The sequence below is a fragment of the Streptomyces jeddahensis genome (assembly GCF_001642995.1).
In the GTDB taxonomy this organism is placed as follows: domain Bacteria; phylum Actinomycetota; class Actinomycetes; order Streptomycetales; family Streptomycetaceae; genus Streptomyces; species Streptomyces jeddahensis.
The window spans coordinates 1-18,355 of record NZ_LOHS01000011.1 but is presented as its reverse complement, the minus strand read 5'-3'; the positions used below and the strand labels follow the sequence as shown (position 1 = coordinate 18,355).

Here is an 18,355-nt window from a genome sequence, read left to right as displayed (position 1 = left end):
TGCGTCAGGTGCCCGGCGCCTCGACCGGCAGATCCCGTTCCGCTGCTGCGGCTGCCGTTCCGCTCTGCAACGGCCAGCCGCTTGTTGTCCCGGACGAAGTACGGGCGGCTTACGTTGGAGATCCGTCGCCGCCCCCCGCGTCGTTCGCGATCGTCTCGTGGTGGCGGATGACCTCGGCGATGATGAAGTTCAGGAGCTTCTCGGCGAAGGCCGGGTCGAGCTTGGCGCTCTCCGCGAGGCGGCGGAGCCGGGCGATCTGGCTGGCCTCGCGGGCGGGGTCGGCCGGGGGGAGCTGGTGGGCGGCCTTGAGGTGGCCGACCTGCTGGGTGCACTTGAAACGCTCGGCGAGCATGTGGACGACGGCCGCGTCGATGTTGTCGATGCTGTCGCGCAGCCGGGACAGCTCGGCGCGGACGGCGGGGTCGATGTCGTCGGCCGTGCCGCGCCCGTGCGGCGTAGCGGCCTCGTGCGGCGTACCGGCCTCGTTGGTGTTCCTGCTGGTCATGGGTCGACACCCTACGTGGCCGGTGGGCGCCCGGGCACGGCCCCCGGCGTCGGCCGGCGGCACGACGGCCTGCACGGTGGCCGGGCCCCGTCGGCCGCCAGGCCCCTCGGCGCCCAGCCAGCGGTCGCCAGGCCCCTCGGCGCCCCTCCCGCTTACAGTGGGCAGTGCGCGGAGCTCGCAGCGCGGAGTTCTGTTCTGGCGTCTGAAGGGGGTTCGGGCGTGGCGGACGGCGGACCGGTCGAGCACGGCTATCCGCATCTGGACACGGTGCGGTCGGCCATCACCGCGCTGTACAGAAGGCTCTCGTACCACACCGTCAACAGCTTCGACACGAGTGTCGTCCCGGCCGACGTGGCGTTCTGCGACCGGGACGATCTCCATCTGGGTGTGCAGCGCGTGGCCCGCGAGATCGTGCGGCACTACCGGCTGCCGGACGCTCGCATGATCGTCAGCTTCCGCCAGATGGAGCATGCGGCGAACGTCGAACTCGCCGCAGGGCCCGAGTACTTCATCGAGCTGAACGACCGCTTCCGCAACCACCGCAGGGACATCGGTGCCGCCCTCGCGCACGAGGTGATGCACATCTATCTGCACCGCCTCGACCTGTCGTTCCCCGGCACCCGCGACAACGAGATCCTGACCGACACCGCAGCGACGTATCTGGGCGCGGGCTGGCTGCTGCTGGACGCGTTCCGGGAGGACGCCGTGTCGTCGCAGAAGCTGGGCTATCTGACGCCGGAGGAGTTCGGGTACGTGCTGGCGAAGCGGGCGCTGGCGTTCGGCGAGGACCCGTCGCCGTGGTTCACCAGTCCGCAGGCGTACACGGCGTACACGAAGGGCATGGCGCAGGCCCGCCGTGACGAGCAGCAGCCGCCGCTGACGGCGGCCGGGTGGGCGGGGCGGCGGCGGTATGCGAAGGACCGCCGGTTCGCACAGGACCACCAGGTTCCGGTGCCCCCGCCTGGTCTGGAGCCGGGGCCGTACGCGTTCGACGGGCTGACGCCGCTGCGGGTGTCCTTCCCGTGTCCGACGTGCCATCAGCGGATCAGGGTGCCGGTGCGGGGGCGTGTGCGGGCGCGGTGTGCGTTGTGCAGGACGGTGCTGGAGTGCGACACGTAGGCGCTCCGCTGGGAGGGCCGCTATGTGTCCTCGGTCCGTCGGATCGCTGCGGCGGCGTTGTGGCTGTGCGCGCAGTTCCCCGCGCCCCTTTCGGGGCGCGCCCCAGACGAGTGGGAGGAGCCGTGGGCTGGTTCCGCGGCTCCTCCCACATGCACGTCGGCTCCGCCGTCAGTGCTACCCCGCCGTCACCGCCTTCTTCGGCAGTGCCAGGCCCAGCGTCGCGCAGAGCAGGAAGCCGCCGGTTACCCAGGGCATCGCTGTGGTCAGTGCGGAGGTCAGGCCGTCGGTGGTGTGCTGGAAGAAGACCGTGCCGATCACGGCCGCGCCGAGCGCGCCGCCGAACTGCTGGGCCGTGGAGAAGATCCCGGACGCTCCGCCGGCGAGATCGGCGGGCACGGCCGACAGGACGACGTTCACCAGCGGTACGACGAGGAACCCGAGCCCGGCGCCGGCGATCAGCAGGCCGGGGACGAGCGGCCAGGCCCCCGTGTGCGTCGCGTCCGAGCCGCTCACCGCGTACCAGACCCACCCGGAGCCGCCCGCCATCATCAGCGCGCCCGCGCTCAGGACCAGCCGCCCGGCCTTCACGGCCAGGGTGTCGGCGATCGGCGCGGTCAGGAACCCGCCCGCGGAGAACGCGACGGTGACGACGCCCGCCTGCATGGGCGTGTAGCCCTGACCGGCCTGCAGCCAGATCGCGAAGACGAGGAAGAAGCCCTGCATGCCGAGCGCGAACAGCAGTTGTACGGCGATGCCGACGGAGAACGCGGGGAGCCGGAAGGCGCGTGCCGGCAGCAGCGGCACGGTCGTGGCGCGGCGGCGCGCCTCGGCGACGGCGAGCCCGGCGACGGCGAGCGCTCCGCAGGCGAGGCAGATCCAGCCCCACACCGGCCAGCCGTTGGTGTGCCCCTGCACCAGCGGCAGCACGATCGCGACGAGCCCGCCCGCCAGCACGAGGCTGCCCAGCATGTCGGGGCGGCCTGCGGAGCGCTCCTTGGTCGACGGTACGAGGACGAGTGCGGCAAGGAAGGTCGCCAGGGCCACGGGTACGTTGACCAGGAACACGGAGCGCCAGCCCCAGCCGAACAGGTCGGCGTCGGTGAGGAGTCCGCCAAGGAGCAGCCCGATCGCCGAGGCGAATCCGGCGACAGCCCCGTACATCCCGAACGCCGCGCCGCGCTCCTTGCCGTGGAACAGGGTGCGGAACGAGCCGAGTACCTGGGGCATCAGCAGTGCGGCCGTCACGCCCTGTACGGCCCGCGCGGCGATCAGCTGGCCCGGGGTCTGTGCGATCCCGCAGCCCAGGCTCGCGAGGCCGAAGCCCGCCGTGCCGGCGAGGAAGAGGATCTTGCGGCCGTAGCGGTCGCCGAGGTGCCCCGCGACGATCAGCGTGGCGGCGAAGCCCAGCAGATAGGCGGAGACCACCCACTGCAGGGCGCTTTCGGAGGCGCCCAGTTCGCGGCCGATGGACGGGATGGCGACGTTCACGATGGTCACGTCCAGCAGGTCCATCAGGGCCGCGGTCATCATGACGGCGGCGGCTGCCCAGCGGCGCGGATGCGGCTCCGTCGCGGTGGACGGGCGCGAAGGGGTGAAGGTCGTGGACACGGTGTCTCCCCGAGTGAGTGGTCCGGCAAGTCTTTCGTTCGACCTAACGAAAGACTTGCATCGACAAACCCCTGGCCGCAAGTAGTTAGTTCGACCAAAAGAAATATTTGCTAGCCTGGCTCCATGACCAGCGGCGAGACGAACCGGACCGACACTGCGGCGCCCGACGAGAAGCGGGCCGGGACGCTGGAGCGGCTCATGGCCGCCGGCCGCGAGAACAGCGCGGTCACCGTGATGTTCCACTCCGCGGTCGCCACGACGCAGGGGCTGAACGCCACCGAGACCAAGACGCTGGACCTGCTGGAACGGCAGGGCGCGCTCACCGCGAAGGAACTCGCCGAGCGCACCGGCCTGGCCCCCGCCTCGGTCACGGGCCTCGTCGACCGCCTGGAGGCCAAGGAGTTCGTACGCAGGGTCAAGCACCCGACGGACAAGCGCCGGGTCCTGGTGGAGCTGCGCCGGGAGAAGATCGCCGAACTGCGGGACGTGTTCGCCGACTGGCAGCGTGACGTGGAGGAGCTCTGCGAGGAGTTCACCACCGAGGAGCTGGAGACGGTGATCCGGTTTCTGACGGGTGCGGCGGAGCGTCAGCGGAAGGCCGCCGCGCGGCTCCAGCGCTGACGGGCCACGGGCGTCAGCGCGGCGGCCGCGCCCGGGTCACCGCGCGCCAGGCGGCGGGCACCCGGGGGTGGCACGGGGTGCCCTGCGTCGCAGGGGTGCCGCTGTGCCCACCCGTGCCGCCCCAGCGGCACGACTGCCCCCAGCTGCGCGACCAGGGGGCCTACGCCCCGTACACCGGCTGCGGTGGCTCCGACTCCGCCAGGAGTTTCAGCGTCGCCTCGCCCGCCTCCGCGGGGGTCCAGCGGGCGCCCTTGTCGGCGGTGGGGCCGGGGCGCCAGCCCTCCATGACCGTGATGCGGCCCGCCTCCGCGCCGAAGACGCGGCCGGTGACGCCGGCGCTCGCGGACGAGCCGAGCCAGACGACCAGGGGCGAGACGTTCTCGGGAGCCATCGCGTCGAAGCCGTTCTCCGGCGCCGCCATCGTCTCCGCGAAGGTCGCCTCGGTCATCCTGGTGCGGGCCGCCGGGGCGATCGCGTTGACCTGGACGCCGTAGCGGCCCATCTCCGCCGCTGCGACCAGCGTGAGACCGACGATGCCCGCCTTCGCGGCGCTGTAGTTGCCCTGCCCCACCGAGCCCAGAAGGCCCGCTCCCGAGCTGGTGTTGACGACTCGGGCGTCCGGCCGGCGGCCCGCCTTGGCCTCGGCCCGCCAGTGCGCCGCCGCGTGCCTGAGCGGCAGGAAGTGCCCTTTCAGGTGGACGCGCATGACCGCGTCCCAGTCGTCTTCGTCGAGGTTGACGAGCATGCGGTCGCGCAGGAAACCCGCGTTGTTGACGAGGGTGTCGAGCCGCCCGAAAGTGTCGAGCGCCGCCGCGACCAGCGAGGCCGCTCCCTCCGAGGTGGCGATGTCGCCGCCGTGGGCCACCGCCTCGCCGCCCGCCGCCCGTATCTCGTCGACCACCTGCTGTGCTGGGCTGCCCGCCCCCGGCTTGCCGTCCAGGCCCACGCCGAGATCGTTGACGACGACCTTGGCGCCCTCGGCCGCGTAGGCCAGGGCGTGCGCACGACCGAGCCCGCGACCCGCGCCCGTCACGACCACCACACGGCCCCGGCAGATCCCGTCTCCGGTTCCTGTCATCTCACATCTCCCTGCTGGCTGATGGACGGCTGACTCGTGGACGGCTGACTCGGCCGCCTCGAGGAGGGCTCGCCCGTGGACGGCTCGCCCGTGGACGGCTCGCCCGTGGACGACTCGCCGCCCGTGGGCCGCTGGTGGTTCGCGGTCGCGGCGTCGAGGAAGGCCAGGCGCTCTCCGCCGCCGTGGATGTGCAGAGCGGCCCCGCTGATGTACGCGGCGGCGTCCGAGGCGAGGAACACAGCGGCCGCGCCGACGTCCGACGGCTCGGCCAGCCGCCCCATCGGGATCGTGCGGCCCACCGCCGTGACGCCCGCCTCGTCCCCGTAGTGCAGATGGGCGAGCTCGGTGCGGACCGCGCCGACGACCAGGGTGTTGACGCGGACCTCCGGGGCCCACTCCACGGCCATCGAACGGGCCAGGTTCTCCAGGCCGGCCTTGGCCGCGCCGTACGCCGCGGTCCCGGGCGACGGTCGCGTACCGCTTGTGCTCCCGATCATCACGATGGATCCCCGAGCCCGCTTCAGGTGCTCGTACGCGGCGAGCGAAGCGGTGAGCGGCCCGGTGAGGTTGAGTTCGATCACGCGCGCGTGCCGCTCCACGTCCGCGTCCGCGAGTAGCCGGTACGGGGCTCCGCCCGCGTTGTTGACGAGTACGTCGACCCGGGCGAGGCCGTCGAAGAACTCCCGTACCGCGGGCGGATCCCGCAGGTCGACCGGTGCGAACTCGGCTCCCTTCAGCGGCTCGTCGGGCGGTCTGCGGGCGCAGACGACGACATGGGCGCCCGCGTCCAGGAACGCCCGCGCGATGCCAGCGCCCACGCCCCTCGTACCGCCGGTGACGACCGCGACCCTCCCATCCAGCTCCATGCGGTGCTACCTTCCTGACGTACCGTCACCTAACAAACGTTTGGTGGAAAGGTAGCTGATTCATTCATGGGTGTCTCCACCTCGTGCCCCGAGGACGGCGTCTGCGTCGTCACGGTCGACTTCCCGCCCGTCAACGCCCTACCCGTGCGCGGCTGGTACGACCTCGCCGACGCCGTCCGTTCGGCGGGCCGCGACCCGGGCGTCCGCTGCGTCGTACTGACCGCCGAGGGCCGGGGCTTCAACGCGGGCGTCGACATCAAGGAGCTCCAGCGCGACCCCGGGAACGCCGCGCTGATCGGCGCCAACCGCGGCTGCTCCGAGGCGTTCGCGGCGGTGTACGAGTGCGAGGTGCCGGTCGTCGCCGCGGTCCACGGCTTCTGTCTGGGCGGCGGGATCGGGCTGGTCGGCAACGCGGACGCGATCGTGGCGTCCGACGATGCGGTGTTCGGGCTGCCGGAGCTCGACCGGGGCGCGCTCGGTGCGGCCACGCATCTCGCCCGGCTGGTGCCGCAGCATCTGATGCGCGCGCTGTACTACACCTCGCGTACCGCCACGGCCGCCGAGTTGCAGGCGCACGGGTCGGTGTGGCGGGTCGTGGAGCAAGGTGAACTCGCCGCCGCGTCCCTGGAGCTGGCGCGCGAGATCGCCGCCAAGGACGGCACCCTGATCCGGCTGGCCAAGGCCGCCATCAACGGCATCGACCCCGTCGACGTGCGGCGCAGCTACCGCTTCGAGCAGGGCTTCACCTTCGAGGCCGGCCTGAGCGGGGTCGCCGACCGCGTGCGCGACACCTTCGGGAAGGAACCGTCGGGCGCGGAGAAATCCGGGAAGGAGCAGCAGTCATGACCGACAAGACCATGGCGGTCGACGAGGTCGTCGGACGGTTGCGCAGCGGCATGACCGTCGGCATCGGCGGCTGGGGCTCACGCCGCAAGCCGATGGCGCTCGTGCGAGCGCTGCTCCGGTCCGAGATCACCGATCTCACGGTGGTCTCGTGCGGCGGCCCGGATGTCGGGCTGCTCGCCGCGGCCGGCCGCATCCGCAAGCTGGTCGCGCCCTTCGCCACCCTCGACTCCATCCCCCTGGAGCCGCACTTCCGCGCGGCCCGCGAGAGCGGCTCTTTCGCGATGGTGGAGCTCGACGAGGCGATGTTCCTGTGGGGCCTGCACGCGGCGGCCAACCGGCTGCCGTTCCTGCCGGTCCGGGCGGGCCTGGGCTCGGACGTCCTGCGGGTCAACCCCGGCCTGCGTACGGTGACGTCCCCGTACGAGGACGGGGAGGAGCTCGTCGCCGTACCGGCCCTGCGCATGGACGCGGCCCTGGTCCACATGAACCGCGCCGACCGTCTCGGCAACGGCCAGTACCTCGGCCCCGACCCGTACTTCGACGACCTCTTCTGCGAGGCCGCCGACGCGGCGTACGTCTCGTGCGAGCAGCTCGTCGAGACGGCGGAACTCACCAAGGACGCGGCGCCGCAGACCCTCCTGATCAGCCGGCACAGCGTCACCGGCGTGGTCGAGACCCCGAACGGCGCGCACTTCGCCTCCTGCGCACCCGACTACGGCCGGGACGAGGCCTTCCAGAGGCTGTACGCGACCACGCCCTGGCCCGAGTTCGCGGAGCGGTTCCTCTCGGGTCCCGACGAGCACGCCTACCAGTCGGCCGTGCAGGCCTGGCACGAGGAGCAGCGATGACCACGACCACGGCGACCACGGCCCCGGTGACCCGCTCCGAGTACTGCGTCGTCGCCTGCGCCGAGGCGTGGCGCGGCAACGGCGAGATCCTGGCCAGCCCCATGGGCCTGATCCCGTCCGTCGGCGCACGCCTGGCCAGGTACACCTTCTCCCCCGACCTGCTGATGACCGACGGCGAGGCGATGCTCGTCGGTCTCGACGGCACGGTGGAGGGCTGGCTGCCGTACCGCCGCCATCTCACGATGGCGGCGGGCGGCAGGCGCCACGTGATGATGGGCGCGAGCCAGATCGACCGCTTCGGCAACCAGAACATCTCCTGCATCGGCGACTGGGAGCGGCCGCGGAGGCAGCTTCTCGGCGTGCGGGGCGCTCCCGTCAACACCCTTAACAACCAGGTCAGTTACTGGGTCCCGAAGCACTCCCCGCGCGTCTTCGTCGAGAAGGTCGACATGGTGTGCGGGGTCGGAAACGACCGTGCGGCCGCCGCCGGGCCCTCAGCCGGCCGCTTCCACCGCCTTGGGCGGGTCGTCAGCGATCTCGGCGTGTTCGACTTCGCCACGCCGGACGGTTCGATGCGGCTGGCATCCGTCCACCCGGGCGTCACGGTCGAGGAGATCCGGGAGGCCACCGCCTTCGCCCTGGCGATCGGCGACGACGTCCCGTTCACGCGCGAGCCGACCGCCGAGGAACTCCGCCTGATCCGTGAGGTGATCGACCCGGACGGCACGCGCGACCGCGAGGTACGGCAGTGACGGAGGGGCCCTGATGGAGACGGCACTCACGAAGCTCACCGCCGTCCGGCACCCCCTCGTGCAGACCGGCATGGGCTGGGTCGCGGGGTCACGCCTCGTCTCGGCCACCGCGAACGCCGGGGCGCTCGGCATCCTCGCCTCCGCCACCATGACCGTCGAGCAGCTGCGCGCGGCCGTACGGGAGGTCAAGTCACGTACGGAGGCGCCCTTCGGTGTCAATCTGCGCGCCGACGCGGCGGACGCGCGGGAACGGGTGCGAATCATCGTCGAGGAAGGCGTGCGTGTCGCGTCGTTCGCGCTCGCGCCATCGCGCGAGCTGATCGCCGAGCTCAAGGACGCGGGCGTGGTGGTCATCCCGTCGATCGGCGCGCGGCGGCATGCTGAGAAGGTCGCGGCCTGGGGTGCGGACGCGGTGATCGTGCAGGGCGGCGAGGGCGGCGGACACACCGGCGAGGTGGCGACGACGGTGCTCCTGCCGCAGGTCGTGGACGCCGTGGACATCCCGGTGATCGCGGCGGGCGGCTTCCACGACGGACGGGGCCTGGTCGCCGCGCTCGCCTACGGCGCGGCGGGCATCGCGATGGGCACCCGCTTCCTGCTCACCTCGGAGTCGACCGTCCCGGACGCCGTCAAGGCGGCGTATCTCGCTGCGACGGTCAGGGACGTGACGGTGACGACGGCCGTGGACGGGCTGCCGCACCGCATGCTGCGCACGGAGTTCGTGGCCTCGCTGGAGAAGGCGGGCCGCACGAGGGCCCTCGCCCAGGCCGTCCGCCGCGCCGCCGCGTTCCGGAAGATCTCGCGCGTGAGCTGGCCGCGGATGATCCGCGACGGCCTGGCGATGAAACACGGCAAGGAGCTGTCCTGGAGCCAGGTCCTGCTGGCCGCCAACACGCCGATGCTCCTGAAGGCCGCCATGGTCGACGGCCGCACCGACCTGGGCGTGATGGCGTCAGGGCAGGTGGCGGGCGTGATCGAGGACCTGCCGTCGTGCGCGGAGCTGGTCAGCCGGGTGATGGCGGAGGCCGAGACAGTGCTCCACGCTCTGGGCGCCCTCCCCGCCGGGCAGCCGGATGGTGTCCCTTCCGGGCCGATGTGAGGCATGACGACCGTGAGCGTGCCGGGACCTCGCCGCCCCGGCGCCCTCTCGGTGACCCGTGCTGTCAAGCCCTACGCGGCGCGCCTGCCGCCCTGAGCCCCGCGTTCCGGGCGGTTCCGCCGGGCCTGCGTCTGACCCTGACCCGCGCGACGGACCTGGCCTCCGCCCCGGCCCTCACGCTGCCCCTGACCAGCGCCCCGGCCCTCGCCGCCGCGCGAGCGCCCGTCGCGGGCCGCTGCCGGGGCCTGACCCGTGCCGCCCGTACTGCCCGCGCCACCCGCGCCCCGCGTCCTGCCCCGCCGAGGCCGCGACTTCGACTTCGCCTTCGGCTCCTGCACCGGCTGCGGAACCTCGATGGTCACCGCGACGCCGGACGGCTCGCGCGCTCCCGTGATCCGGACCAGTTCCTCGTCGCCGGACGTGATCCTGGCCGTCCGCGGCGTGATGCCCGCGTCGTTCATCAGGCGGCTCATCTCCCGCTTCTCGTCGGGGAGTACGAGGGTCACCACGCTGCCCGACTCGCCGGCCCTGGCGGTGCGGCCGCCCCGGTGGAGATAGTCCTTGTGGTCGGTGGGCGGATCGACGTTCACGACGAGGTCGAGGTCGTCGACGTGGATGCCGCGGGCGGCCACGTTCGTCGCGACCAGGGCGCTGACCTGGCCGTTCTTGAACTGGTCGAGGGTGCGGTTGCGCTGCGGCTGCGAGCGGCCGCCGTGCAGCGCCGCCGCCCGTACGCCGCTGGCCAGCAGGCGCTTGGCGAACCGGTCCGCGGCGCGCTTGGTGTCGACGAAGAGGATCACCCGGCCGTCGCGGGCCGCGATGCGGGTGGCAACGGCCTTCTTGTCGGTCTCGTCGGCGACGTACAGGACGTGGTGCTCCATCGTGGAGACGGCGCCCGCGGACGGGTCGACGGAGTGGACCACGGGATCGGTGAGGAACATCCGCACGAGCCGGTCGATGTTCTTGTCGAGCGTCGCCGAGAACAGCATCCGCTGCCCGTTCGGCTGCACCTGCTCCAGCAGCGCCGTGACCTGCGGCATGAAGCCCATGTCGGCCATCTGGTCCGCCTCGTCGAGCACGGTGATCGCCACGTCGCCGAGCCGGCAGTCTCCCCGGTCGATGAGGTCCTTGAGGCGTCCGGGCGTGGCCACGAGCACCTCGGCGCCGCGCCGCAGCGCACCGGCCTGCTTGGTGATCGACATCCCGCCGACGACGGTGGCCAGCCGCAGGTTCACGGCGGTGGCGTACGGCGTGAGGGCGTCCGTGACCTGCTGTGCGAGCTCACGCGTGGGCACCAGCACCAGGACGAGCGGCGCCTTCGGCTCGGCGCGCCGGCCGGCCGTCCTGGCGAGCAGGGCGAGCCCGAAAGCGAGGGTCTTGCCGGAGCCGGTGCGCCCGCGCCCGAGTATGTCCCGGCCCGCAAGGGAGTTCGGCAGCGTGGCGGCCTGGATCGGGAAGGGCTCGACGACGCCCTGGGCCTCGAGGGTCTTCTGCAGGGCGGCGGGCATGTCCAGCTCGGCGAACGCCTCGACGGCGGGCAGCGCGGGGGTTGTGCTGCGGGGCAGCGTGAATTCCTGGGGCGGCGCCGACCGGCGGGCGGGAATCTTTCCGGGCCTCTTCGCCGAATTCGCCGGGGCCCCCGCGCGGGAGCCCGCGGGGCGTCGGCGGGCGGGGCGTGCCGGGCGTTCTGAGCTGGAACGAGTCATATGGTTTGCCTTCCTGAGGGCAGCAGAAACCGGGACCCGCACCGAAAAGGTGCGGGCCCCGGCTGCGAAAATCGCGTCCCGGCGATCAGGCGGGGAGGATGTTCTCCGCCTGCGGGCCCTTCTGGCCCTGCACGACGTCGAAGCTGACCTTCTGGCCCTCCTGGAGCTCACGGAAGCCCTGGGTGGCGATGTTCGAGTAGTGGGCGAAGACGTCGGCGCCGCCGCCGTCCTGCTCGATGAAGCCGAAGCCCTTTTCCGAGTTGAACCACTTCACGGTTCCAGTAGCCATTTTTAATCTCCCTAACGGGTGTGCTGCGGAAATCCACGACCTGTGGATTCCTAGTCGCCGCGTCATGACCCCGTGCCGGAAAGCCCGGTAAAACAAAATGCGCCCGACGATCATTCCGTCAGGCGCACACAAAGTTCATGGGTACCAAAACCGCAACGCCTTCACCGTAGCACGTCCGGGCGGCAGAACCACGAACACCGCCCGGACGAGTCCCCCGAATGGCTCAGAGTCGCTCGATGATCGTCACGTTGGCCTGGCCTCCGCCCTCGCACATCGTCTGCAGCCCGAATCGGCCGTTCGTGCGCTCCAGCTCGTGCAGCAGCGTCGTCATCAGCTTCACGCCGGTGGCGCCCAGGGGGTGGCCCAGGGCGATGGCGCCGCCGTTGACGTTGACTTTGTCGGGGTCGGCGCCGGTCTCCTTGAGCCAGGCGAGGACGACCGGGGCGAACGCCTCGTTGATCTCGACCAGGTCGATGTCGTCGATCGTGAGGCCGGTCTTCTTCAGGGCGTACGCCGTCGCCGGGATGGGCGCGGAGAGCATGCGGATCGGGTCCTCCCCGCGTACCGACAGGTGGTGGATACGGGCGCGGGGCGTCAGCCCGTGCTCGCGTACCGCCTGTTCGGAGGCGAGGAGCATCGCCGCCGCGCCGTCGGAGACCTGCGAGGAGCAGGCGGCGGTGATTGTGCCGCCCTCGATCACCGGCTTCAGGCCGGCCATCTTCTCCAGGGTCGTGTCGCGCCGCGGCCCCTCGTCCACGGCCACGTCCCCGTACGGCACGGTCTCGCGCGCGAAGCGGCCCTCATCGATCGCGCGGATGGCGCGCTCGTGGGACCTGAGCGCGAATTCTTCCTGATCACGTCGGGTGATGCCCCACTTCTTCGCGATCAGTTCAGCGCCGTAGAACTGGTTCACGGGCTGGTCGCCGTACCGCGCGCGCCAGCCCTCACTGCCCGCGTACGGGCCCTCGGTCAAGCCCAGCGGCTCGGTGGCCTGCCGCGACGCGAACGCGATGGGGATCATCGACATGTTCTGCACGCCGCCGGCCACCACCAGGTCCTGGGTTCCGGAGAGCACGCCCTGCGCCGCGAAGTGCACGGCCTGCTGCGAGGAGCCGCACTGCCGGTCGATGGTCACGCCCGGCACCTCCTCGGGCAGCCCGGCCGCCAGCCAGCAGGTGCGGGCGATGTCCGCGGCCTGCGGGCCGACCGTGTCCAGGCAGCCGAAGACGACGTCCTCGACCGCGGACGCGTCGATCCCGGTGCGCTCGACGAGCGCCTTCAGCACGTGCGCGCCCAGGTCGGCGGGGTGGACGGCCGCGAGGCCTCCCCTGCGCCGCCCGACCGGGGTGCGGACCGCTTCGACGATGTAGGCCTCGGGCATGGCTGGACCTCCGTTGGTCAGCTGTCGCTATGGGCTTTCGCTGTCGGTTCGGGGTTTTCTCCTACGGCGATGCCGTCCAGCACCATCGACAGGTACTGGCGGGCGATCTCCTCGGGGCTGTGCTGTCCGCCCGGCCGGTACCAGGACGCGGCGACCCACACGGTGTCGCGCAGGAACCGGTACGCCAGACGGATGTCCAGGTCGGCGCGGAACACGCGGTCGGCGACGCCCCGCTCCAGGGTGCCGAGCCACGCCTTCTCGAACCTCTCCTGGGACTCGGCGAGATAGGCGAAGCGCTGCTGCTTCGCGAGGTGCCGGGACTCCTTCTGGTAGATCGCGACGGCGGGCCCGTGCCGGTCGATCTCCCGGAACGACTCGGTGACCAGGGCCTCGATCGTCTCGCGCGGCCCGAGACCGGCGGCGAGCACGGCGTCGTACCGGTCCCAGAGCTCGTCCAGGAAGGTGGAGAGGATCTCGTCGAGGATCGACTCCTTGGAGTCGAAGTGGTAGTAGAGGCTGCCCGCGAGCATGCCCGCCTCGTCGGCGATCCTGCGGACGGTGGTCGCTTTGTAGCCGTGCGCGGCGAACACCTCGGCCGCGGTGGCGAGGAGTTCACGGCGCCGCTCGGGCGGCGGGGTCACCCGGGGCTCCGAGGACCCCGAGGACTCTTTCTGGCTGTTCTTCGGCACGTCACCATTGTCGGCACCCTTCGGCGGCCTACGGGTGCTGGCTGCTGACGGAGACGGTCTCGCCGGTCATGTACGAGGAGTAGCCGGACGCCAGGAAGACGATGACGTTGGCGACCTCCCACGGCTCGGCGTACCGCCCGAACGCCTCGCGGGCCGTCAGCTCCTCAAGCAGCTCGGCCGATGTGACCTTCACGAGATGCGGATGCATGGCGAGGCTCGGCGAGACCGCGTTGACCCGTACGCCGAACTCGGCGGCCTCGACGGCGGCGCACCGGGTCAGCGCCATGACACCGGCCTTCGCGGCCGCGTAGTGGGCCTGTCCGGCCTGGGCGCGCCAGCCGACGACGGACGCGATGTTGACGATCACTCCGCCGGAATCCTGCTCCTTCAGCAGCCTCAACGCGGCCCGGGTGCAGCGGAAGGTGCCGTTGAGTGTCACGTCGAGGACGCGGGACCACTGCTCGTCGGTCATGTCCACAAGCGCCGCGGTCCCGCCGAGCCCGGCGTTGTTGACGACGACGTCGAGGCCGCCGTGGCGTCGTACCGCCTCCGCGAAAAGCGCCTGGACCTGCGCCTCGTCCGTGACGTCGCAGGGCAGCGCGCCGACCGCGTCCGGCCCGAACTCCCCGGCGAGCGCCTCTTCCGTCTCCTTGAGGCGGCGGGCGTGCGCGTCGCTGATCAGCACCCGCGCGCCCTCCTCGAGGAACCGGCGGGCGGTGGCGCCGCCGATCCCGGCGCCCGCGGCCGCGGTGATCACGGCGGTCCGGCCCGCCAGCAGGGTGTGCCCGGCGACGTACTGAGGCTTGTTGTCGGTCACGGCAGCAAGTTAACCTACCAAACACTTGTTAGGGAAGTCGTCGTGTGGTTCCGGGAAGGGAGCTGGACACGTCGTGGACCTCGAGCACACCCCCGAAGAGGACGCCTTCCGCAAGGAGGCGCGCGCCTGGCTGGCCGCGCATGTCCCCGCGGACCCACTCCCCTCCCTGGAGACGGAGGAGGGCTTCGCCGCGCACCGGCAGTGGGAGGCCCGGCTGCACGCGGACCGCTGGTCGGTCGTCTCCTGGCCCGAGGAGTACGGGGGCCGGGGCGTCGACCTCTTCAAGTGGCTCGTCTTCGAGGAGGAGTACTACGCGGCGGGCGCGCCCGGACGGGTCAGCCAGAACGGGATCAACCTGCTGGCGCCCACGCTCTTCGACCACGGCACGCCCGAGCAGCGCGCCCGCGTCCTGCCGCCCATGGCGAGCGGGGATGTGGTCTGGGCGCAGGCGTGGTCGGAGCCGGAGGCCGGTTCCGACCTGGCGTCGCTGCGGTCGCGTGCCGAGCGGACCGACGGCGGCTGGCTCCTGACCGGCCAGAAGACCTGGTCGTCGCGGGCCGCGTTCGCCGACCGGGCCTTCGGGATCTTCCGCACGGACCCGGACGCTCCCAAGGCGCACCAGGGCCTGACCTACCTGATGTTCGACCTGCGGGCGCCCGGAGTGACCGTGCGGCCCATCGGGCGGCTGGACGGGAAGCCGGCGTTCGCGGAGCTGTTCCTGGACCGCGTCTTCGTCCCCGACGAGGACGTCATCGGCCAACCGGGGCAGGGCTGGCGCATCGCCATGTCGACGACCGGCAACGAGCGGGGCCTCACGCTCCGCTCCCCCGGCCGGTTCCTGGCCGCCGCCGACCGGCTGGTGCGGCTGTGGCGCGACACCGCGGATCCTTCGGACACGGCGCTGCGGGACCGGGTGGCGGACGCGGTGATCGGCGCGCGCGCGTACCACCTCTTCACGTGCGCCAACGCTTCCCGGTTCGCGGCCGGGGAGAGCATCGGCGCCGAGTCGAGCCTGAACAAGGTGTTCTGGTCCGAGTACGACATCGCGCTGCACGAGACGGCACTGGACCTGCTCGGCCCGGAGGGGGAGGTGTCGGACGGCGACTGGCAGGAGGGGTACGTCTTCTCCCTCGCCGGTCCCGTCTATGCGGGCACCAACGAGATCCAGCGGGACATCATCGCCGAGCGCCTGCTCGGCCTGCCGAAGGGACGCCTTGCCCGATGAGGTTCCTCCTCGACGACGAACAGGCGGAGTTCGGGCGGACGCTGGACCGGATGCTGTCCGCGGCCGGCACGCCCCGTGTCGTACGCGCGTGGGCGGCCGGGGATCCCGGGCCGGGGCGGGCGCTGTGGTCGCGGCTCGCGGAGGCGGGGGTGTTCGCGCTCGCGGTCCCGGAGGCGTACGACGGGCTGGGGCCGGGAGGCCCGCTTCCCGTCGAACTGGCCGTGGCCTACGTCGAGTTGGGGCGGCATGTGGTACCGGGTCCGGTGGTGGAGACGGCGGCGGCCGCGGCGCTCATGGCTGATCTTCCGGCTGTCGCCAAGGAGTGGCTGCCGCGGATCGCCTCCAGCGAGGCGGTGGTGTCGCTGAGGCTGGATGAGGCCGCCAGCCCCCGTGATCCGTACGGCTCCTGCGGTCCGTACGCGCTGGACGCGGACGCCGCCGACGCGGTGTTCACGGTCAGCGGCGACGAGCTGCGGCTGGCGCCCGGGCATGGCCCACTGCGGGCCTCCGCCGACCCGGCGCGCCGGCTGTTCCGCCCCTCGCCGGGCGGCGAACTGCTGGCGAGCGGTCCCGTCGTGCGGGAGTCCGCGGCGCGGGCGGCCGGCTGGGCGGCGTTCCTCACGGCCGCCCAGTCTCTCGGGGTCGGACTGGCACTGCTGCACCGCACCGTCGCCTACACCAAGCAGCGCACGCAGTTCGGGGCGCCCATCGGCTCCTTCCAGGCCGTGAAGCACCGCATCGCGGACACCCTGCTGGCCCTGGAGTTCGCGCGGCCGCTGCTGTTCGGCGCCGCGCTGTCGATGGCCCCGGCCGACATCGCCGCCGCCAAGGTCGCGGCGGGCGAGGCCGCGTACGCCGCCGCCCGCACGGCCCTCCAGCTGCACGGGGCGATCGGCTACACCGAGGAACTCGACCTCTCCCTCTGGCTCCGCAAGGCCCGCCCACTGCGGGACGCGTGGGGGACGCCGGGGGCCTGCCGGGCGACGGTGCTGGACGCGTCCGTGCCCGCCCCTTAGGCCCGGTCGGACCAGCCGTCAGCGCACGAGCCCCTGCGCCCGGGCGGCCGCCAGCCACACCGGGAACTCCCCGACCAGCCGGTCGTACAGCTCCGCGTCCGAGACCTGCCGCGGGTCCGAACCGGCGTGAAAGAAGCCCGCGTTGTCGATCGGCCGCTTCTGCGGCACCGCCAGTTCGTCGAGCTTGCGCAGGAACTCGAACTGCTTGCTGCCCGGGTCGCCGAAGCCGATGAACTGCCAGAACATCGGCAGCTTCGCCGCCTTGCACAGATAGCGCTCCGCCGCGAGCTTGTTGATCGGGCCGCCGTCCGTCTGGAAGACGACCAGCGCGGGGGCGGTCGCTCCGCTGTCGAGGTAGTGGTCGATGACGGCGTCCATCGCCAGGTGGTAGCTCGTCTTGCCCATGTGGCCGAGGCCGGCCACGATCTCGTCGACACGCCCGCGGTGACCCTCGAGCGCGATGTCCGTGACGGCATCGATGTCCGTGGAGAAGAAGACGACGGGGACGCGGCCGTCGTCGTCCAGATGCGAGGACAGGCCGAGCACTCGGTCGGCGAGCGCCTGCACGCTGCCGTCCTTGTAGTACGGCTTCATCGAGCCGGAGTAGTCGACGACGAGGTAGACCGCGGCCCGTGCACCGCTCAGCCCGTGCTTCTGCAGGGAGACGCCGGCGGTCTTGTAGAGGCTGACGAGTGCGGGCGCGGTCTGCTCCACCTTGCTGAGGCTGATGGCCGGTCCCATCCGGGCTCTCCGTTCGCTCGGTCCCCTCGACGCGGCCTGCCTCCCATCCCGGCTGGTTCCGCGTGTCCCGGCTGTCGAGGCTACGGCACCGCCCAGGAGCGGCCGGGGCACCCCGTACCGCAGCATCCCCACAGGTCCGCTATGTTGATCGCCGCCGTCCCCACCGGCCCTGTTCCGTGATGATCCCGCAGTTCCCGAGGAGCCGGCCGTGCAGCCTTCCGTCACCACCTGCTACCGCCATCCCCAGGTCGAGTCGTACGTCCGCTGCACCCGCTGCGACCGGTTCATCTGCCCGGACTGCATGCGCGAGGCGGCGGTCGGCCACCAGTGCGTGGAGTGCGTGAAGGAGGGCAACCGGTCCATACGCCAGGCCCGTACGGTCTTCGGCGGACGGATCTCGGCGGTCCCCGTCGTCACGTACGCACTGATCGCCCTGAACGTGCTGGCGTATCTGGGCGAGCTGGTGCGCCCTGAGCTGGTCGACCGGTTCGCGATGCTCGGCGCCGGGCTGATCGGCCCGGACGGCGGCCACTACCTCTACCAGGACGCCTATCCCGCGGATTTCCACGTCGAGGGCGTGGTCGCCGGCGAGTGGTACCGGCTGATCACCGGGGCGTTTCTGCATCTGCCGCCCACACAGGGCACGTTCGGCGTCCTCCACATCGTCCTCAACATGCTGTCGCTGTGGAACATCGGCCGTGCGGTGGAGGGCGGGCTGGGGCGCTCCCGCTATCTCGCCCTGTATCTCCTCTCCGCGCTGGGCGGTTCGGTGCTCGTGCTGCTGATCGCTCCCGAGCAGTCCGCGGTCGGCGCCTCCGGGGCGATCTTCGGCCTGGCCGCGGCGTACTACGTGATGAGCCGCCGCGTCGGCGCGGACATGGCAGCCGTCAACCGCTTCATCGCGGGCTTCCTGATCTGGATGGTGATCTCGGCGTCGTTCACCTCCTGGCAGGGCCACCTGGGCGGACTGCTCGCGGGCGGCGCGGTCACGCTCGCCTACGCGTACGCGCCGCGCAACCGCCGCACTCTGGTGCAGGCGGGCGGAGCGATCGCCGTGCTGGTGCTGCTGGTCGCGCTGGCGGTGCTGAAGGTGTCGGAGGTGACGGGCGGGGGCGGCGGCTGACGGGCGGGGGCGGCAGCTGACGGGTG

At 71.9% G+C, this 18,355-nt stretch carries 19 protein-coding genes; 9 read left to right on the top strand and 10 right to left on the bottom strand.

Annotation, left to right across the window (positions count from 1 at the left end; genetic code table 11):
- Nucleotides 1-109: 109 nt before the first annotated feature.
- The gene (locus tag STSP_RS00355; RefSeq protein ID WP_232789466.1) at nt 110-505 is read right to left on the bottom strand and encodes a chorismate mutase; all 396 of its coding nucleotides are present in this window, start codon (nt 503-505) and stop codon (nt 110-112) included.
- Between the two features lie 219 nt (nt 506-724).
- Between STSP_RS00355 and STSP_RS00350 the strand changes: the two genes are divergently transcribed.
- On the top strand, nt 725-1,624 hold the full coding sequence (locus STSP_RS00350; protein ID WP_067270423.1) for a hypothetical protein: 900 nt from the start codon (nt 725-727) through the stop codon (nt 1,622-1,624).
- 174 nt (nt 1,625-1,798) lie between these two features.
- Here STSP_RS00350 and STSP_RS00345 read toward each other — a convergent pair whose 3' ends face one another.
- On the bottom strand, nt 1,799-3,232 hold the full coding sequence (locus STSP_RS00345) for an MFS transporter (RefSeq protein ID WP_067270420.1): 1,434 nt from the start codon (nt 3,230-3,232) through the stop codon (nt 1,799-1,801).
- A gap of 123 nt (nt 3,233-3,355) precedes the next feature.
- Between STSP_RS00345 and STSP_RS00340 the strand changes: the two genes are divergently transcribed.
- Nucleotides 3,356-3,853, top strand: a complete 498-nt coding sequence (locus tag STSP_RS00340; protein ID WP_067270417.1) for a MarR family transcriptional regulator — start codon at nt 3,356-3,358, stop codon at nt 3,851-3,853.
- A 160-nt stretch (nt 3,854-4,013) separates the two neighbouring features.
- Here STSP_RS00340 and STSP_RS00335 read toward each other — a convergent pair whose 3' ends face one another.
- Nucleotides 4,014-4,931 carry an SDR family oxidoreductase gene (locus tag STSP_RS00335; protein WP_067270414.1) on the bottom strand — a complete coding sequence of 306 codons (918 nt, stop codon included), beginning with the start codon at nt 4,929-4,931 and terminating at the stop codon, nt 4,014-4,016.
- Nucleotides 4,928-5,797: an SDR family oxidoreductase gene (locus STSP_RS00330; protein WP_067270412.1), complete on the bottom strand. Its 870-nt coding sequence runs from the start codon at nt 5,795-5,797 to the stop codon at nt 4,928-4,930. The genes STSP_RS00335 and STSP_RS00330 overlap by 4 nt, the downstream gene beginning before the upstream one ends.
- Nucleotides 5,798-5,863: 66 nt before the next feature.
- Between STSP_RS00330 and STSP_RS00325 the strand changes: the two genes are divergently transcribed.
- From STSP_RS00325 to STSP_RS00310, 4 genes are read left to right on the top strand one after another with little or no spacing between them, the layout of a single operon-like run.
- Nucleotides 5,864-6,643 (top strand): enoyl-CoA hydratase family protein, encoded by a 780-nt coding sequence (locus tag STSP_RS00325; protein WP_067270409.1) that lies wholly within the window; start codon nt 5,864-5,866, stop codon nt 6,641-6,643.
- The gene (locus STSP_RS00320) at nt 6,640-7,491 is read left to right on the top strand and encodes a CoA transferase subunit A (protein WP_067270407.1); all 852 of its coding nucleotides are present in this window, start codon (nt 6,640-6,642) and stop codon (nt 7,489-7,491) included. The genes STSP_RS00325 and STSP_RS00320 overlap by 4 nt, the downstream gene beginning before the upstream one ends.
- Nucleotides 7,488-8,243, top strand: a complete 756-nt coding sequence (locus tag STSP_RS00315; protein WP_067270405.1) for a CoA-transferase subunit beta — start codon at nt 7,488-7,490, stop codon at nt 8,241-8,243. Before STSP_RS00320 ends, STSP_RS00315 begins: the two co-directional genes overlap by 4 nt.
- A gap of 13 nt (nt 8,244-8,256) precedes the next feature.
- Entirely contained in the window at nt 8,257-9,342 is a 1,086-nt protein-coding gene (locus STSP_RS00310; protein ID WP_067270403.1) for an NAD(P)H-dependent flavin oxidoreductase, read from the top strand.
- A gap of 71 nt (nt 9,343-9,413) precedes the next feature.
- On the opposite strand, the gene STSP_RS00305 is transcribed toward STSP_RS00310, so the two are convergent.
- The 5 genes from STSP_RS00305 to STSP_RS00285 form a co-directional block, all read right to left on the bottom strand.
- The gene (locus STSP_RS00305; RefSeq protein ID WP_067270401.1) at nt 9,414-11,048 is read right to left on the bottom strand and encodes a DEAD/DEAH box helicase; all 1,635 of its coding nucleotides are present in this window, start codon (nt 11,046-11,048) and stop codon (nt 9,414-9,416) included.
- Nucleotides 11,049-11,133: 85 nt separating this feature from the next.
- On the bottom strand, nt 11,134-11,337 hold the full coding sequence (locus STSP_RS00300; protein WP_067270399.1) for a cold-shock protein: 204 nt from the start codon (nt 11,335-11,337) through the stop codon (nt 11,134-11,136).
- 223 nt (nt 11,338-11,560) lie between these two features.
- Nucleotides 11,561-12,718: an acetyl-CoA C-acetyltransferase gene (locus tag STSP_RS00295; RefSeq protein WP_067270397.1), complete on the bottom strand. Its 1,158-nt coding sequence runs from the start codon at nt 12,716-12,718 to the stop codon at nt 11,561-11,563.
- A 17-nt stretch (nt 12,719-12,735) separates the two neighbouring features.
- The gene (locus STSP_RS00290) at nt 12,736-13,359 is read right to left on the bottom strand and encodes a TetR/AcrR family transcriptional regulator (RefSeq protein ID WP_067270394.1); all 624 of its coding nucleotides are present in this window, start codon (nt 13,357-13,359) and stop codon (nt 12,736-12,738) included.
- Between the two features lie 76 nt (nt 13,360-13,435).
- Nucleotides 13,436-14,224, bottom strand: coding sequence for an SDR family oxidoreductase (locus tag STSP_RS00285; protein WP_067270392.1), 789 nt, complete (start codon nt 14,222-14,224; stop codon nt 13,436-13,438).
- 73 nt (nt 14,225-14,297) lie between these two features.
- Here STSP_RS00285 and STSP_RS00280 point away from each other — a divergent pair, with 73 nt between their 5' ends.
- The gene (locus tag STSP_RS00280) at nt 14,298-15,449 is read left to right on the top strand and encodes an acyl-CoA dehydrogenase family protein (RefSeq protein ID WP_067270389.1); all 1,152 of its coding nucleotides are present in this window, start codon (nt 14,298-14,300) and stop codon (nt 15,447-15,449) included.
- On the top strand, nt 15,446-16,465 hold the full coding sequence (locus tag STSP_RS00275) for an acyl-CoA dehydrogenase family protein (RefSeq protein WP_067270386.1): 1,020 nt from the start codon (nt 15,446-15,448) through the stop codon (nt 16,463-16,465). The genes STSP_RS00280 and STSP_RS00275 overlap by 4 nt, the downstream gene beginning before the upstream one ends.
- 18 nt (nt 16,466-16,483) lie before the next feature.
- On the opposite strand, the gene STSP_RS00270 is transcribed toward STSP_RS00275, so the two are convergent.
- Nucleotides 16,484-17,206, bottom strand: coding sequence for a VWA domain-containing protein (locus STSP_RS00270; protein ID WP_067270384.1), 723 nt, complete (start codon nt 17,204-17,206; stop codon nt 16,484-16,486).
- 208 nt (nt 17,207-17,414) lie between these two features.
- On the opposite strand from STSP_RS00270, the gene STSP_RS00265 reads away from it, so the two are divergent.
- Entirely contained in the window at nt 17,415-18,329 is a 915-nt protein-coding gene (locus STSP_RS00265) for a rhomboid family intramembrane serine protease (RefSeq protein ID WP_232789465.1), read from the top strand.
- The last annotated feature ends 26 nt before the right edge of the window (nt 18,330-18,355 follow it).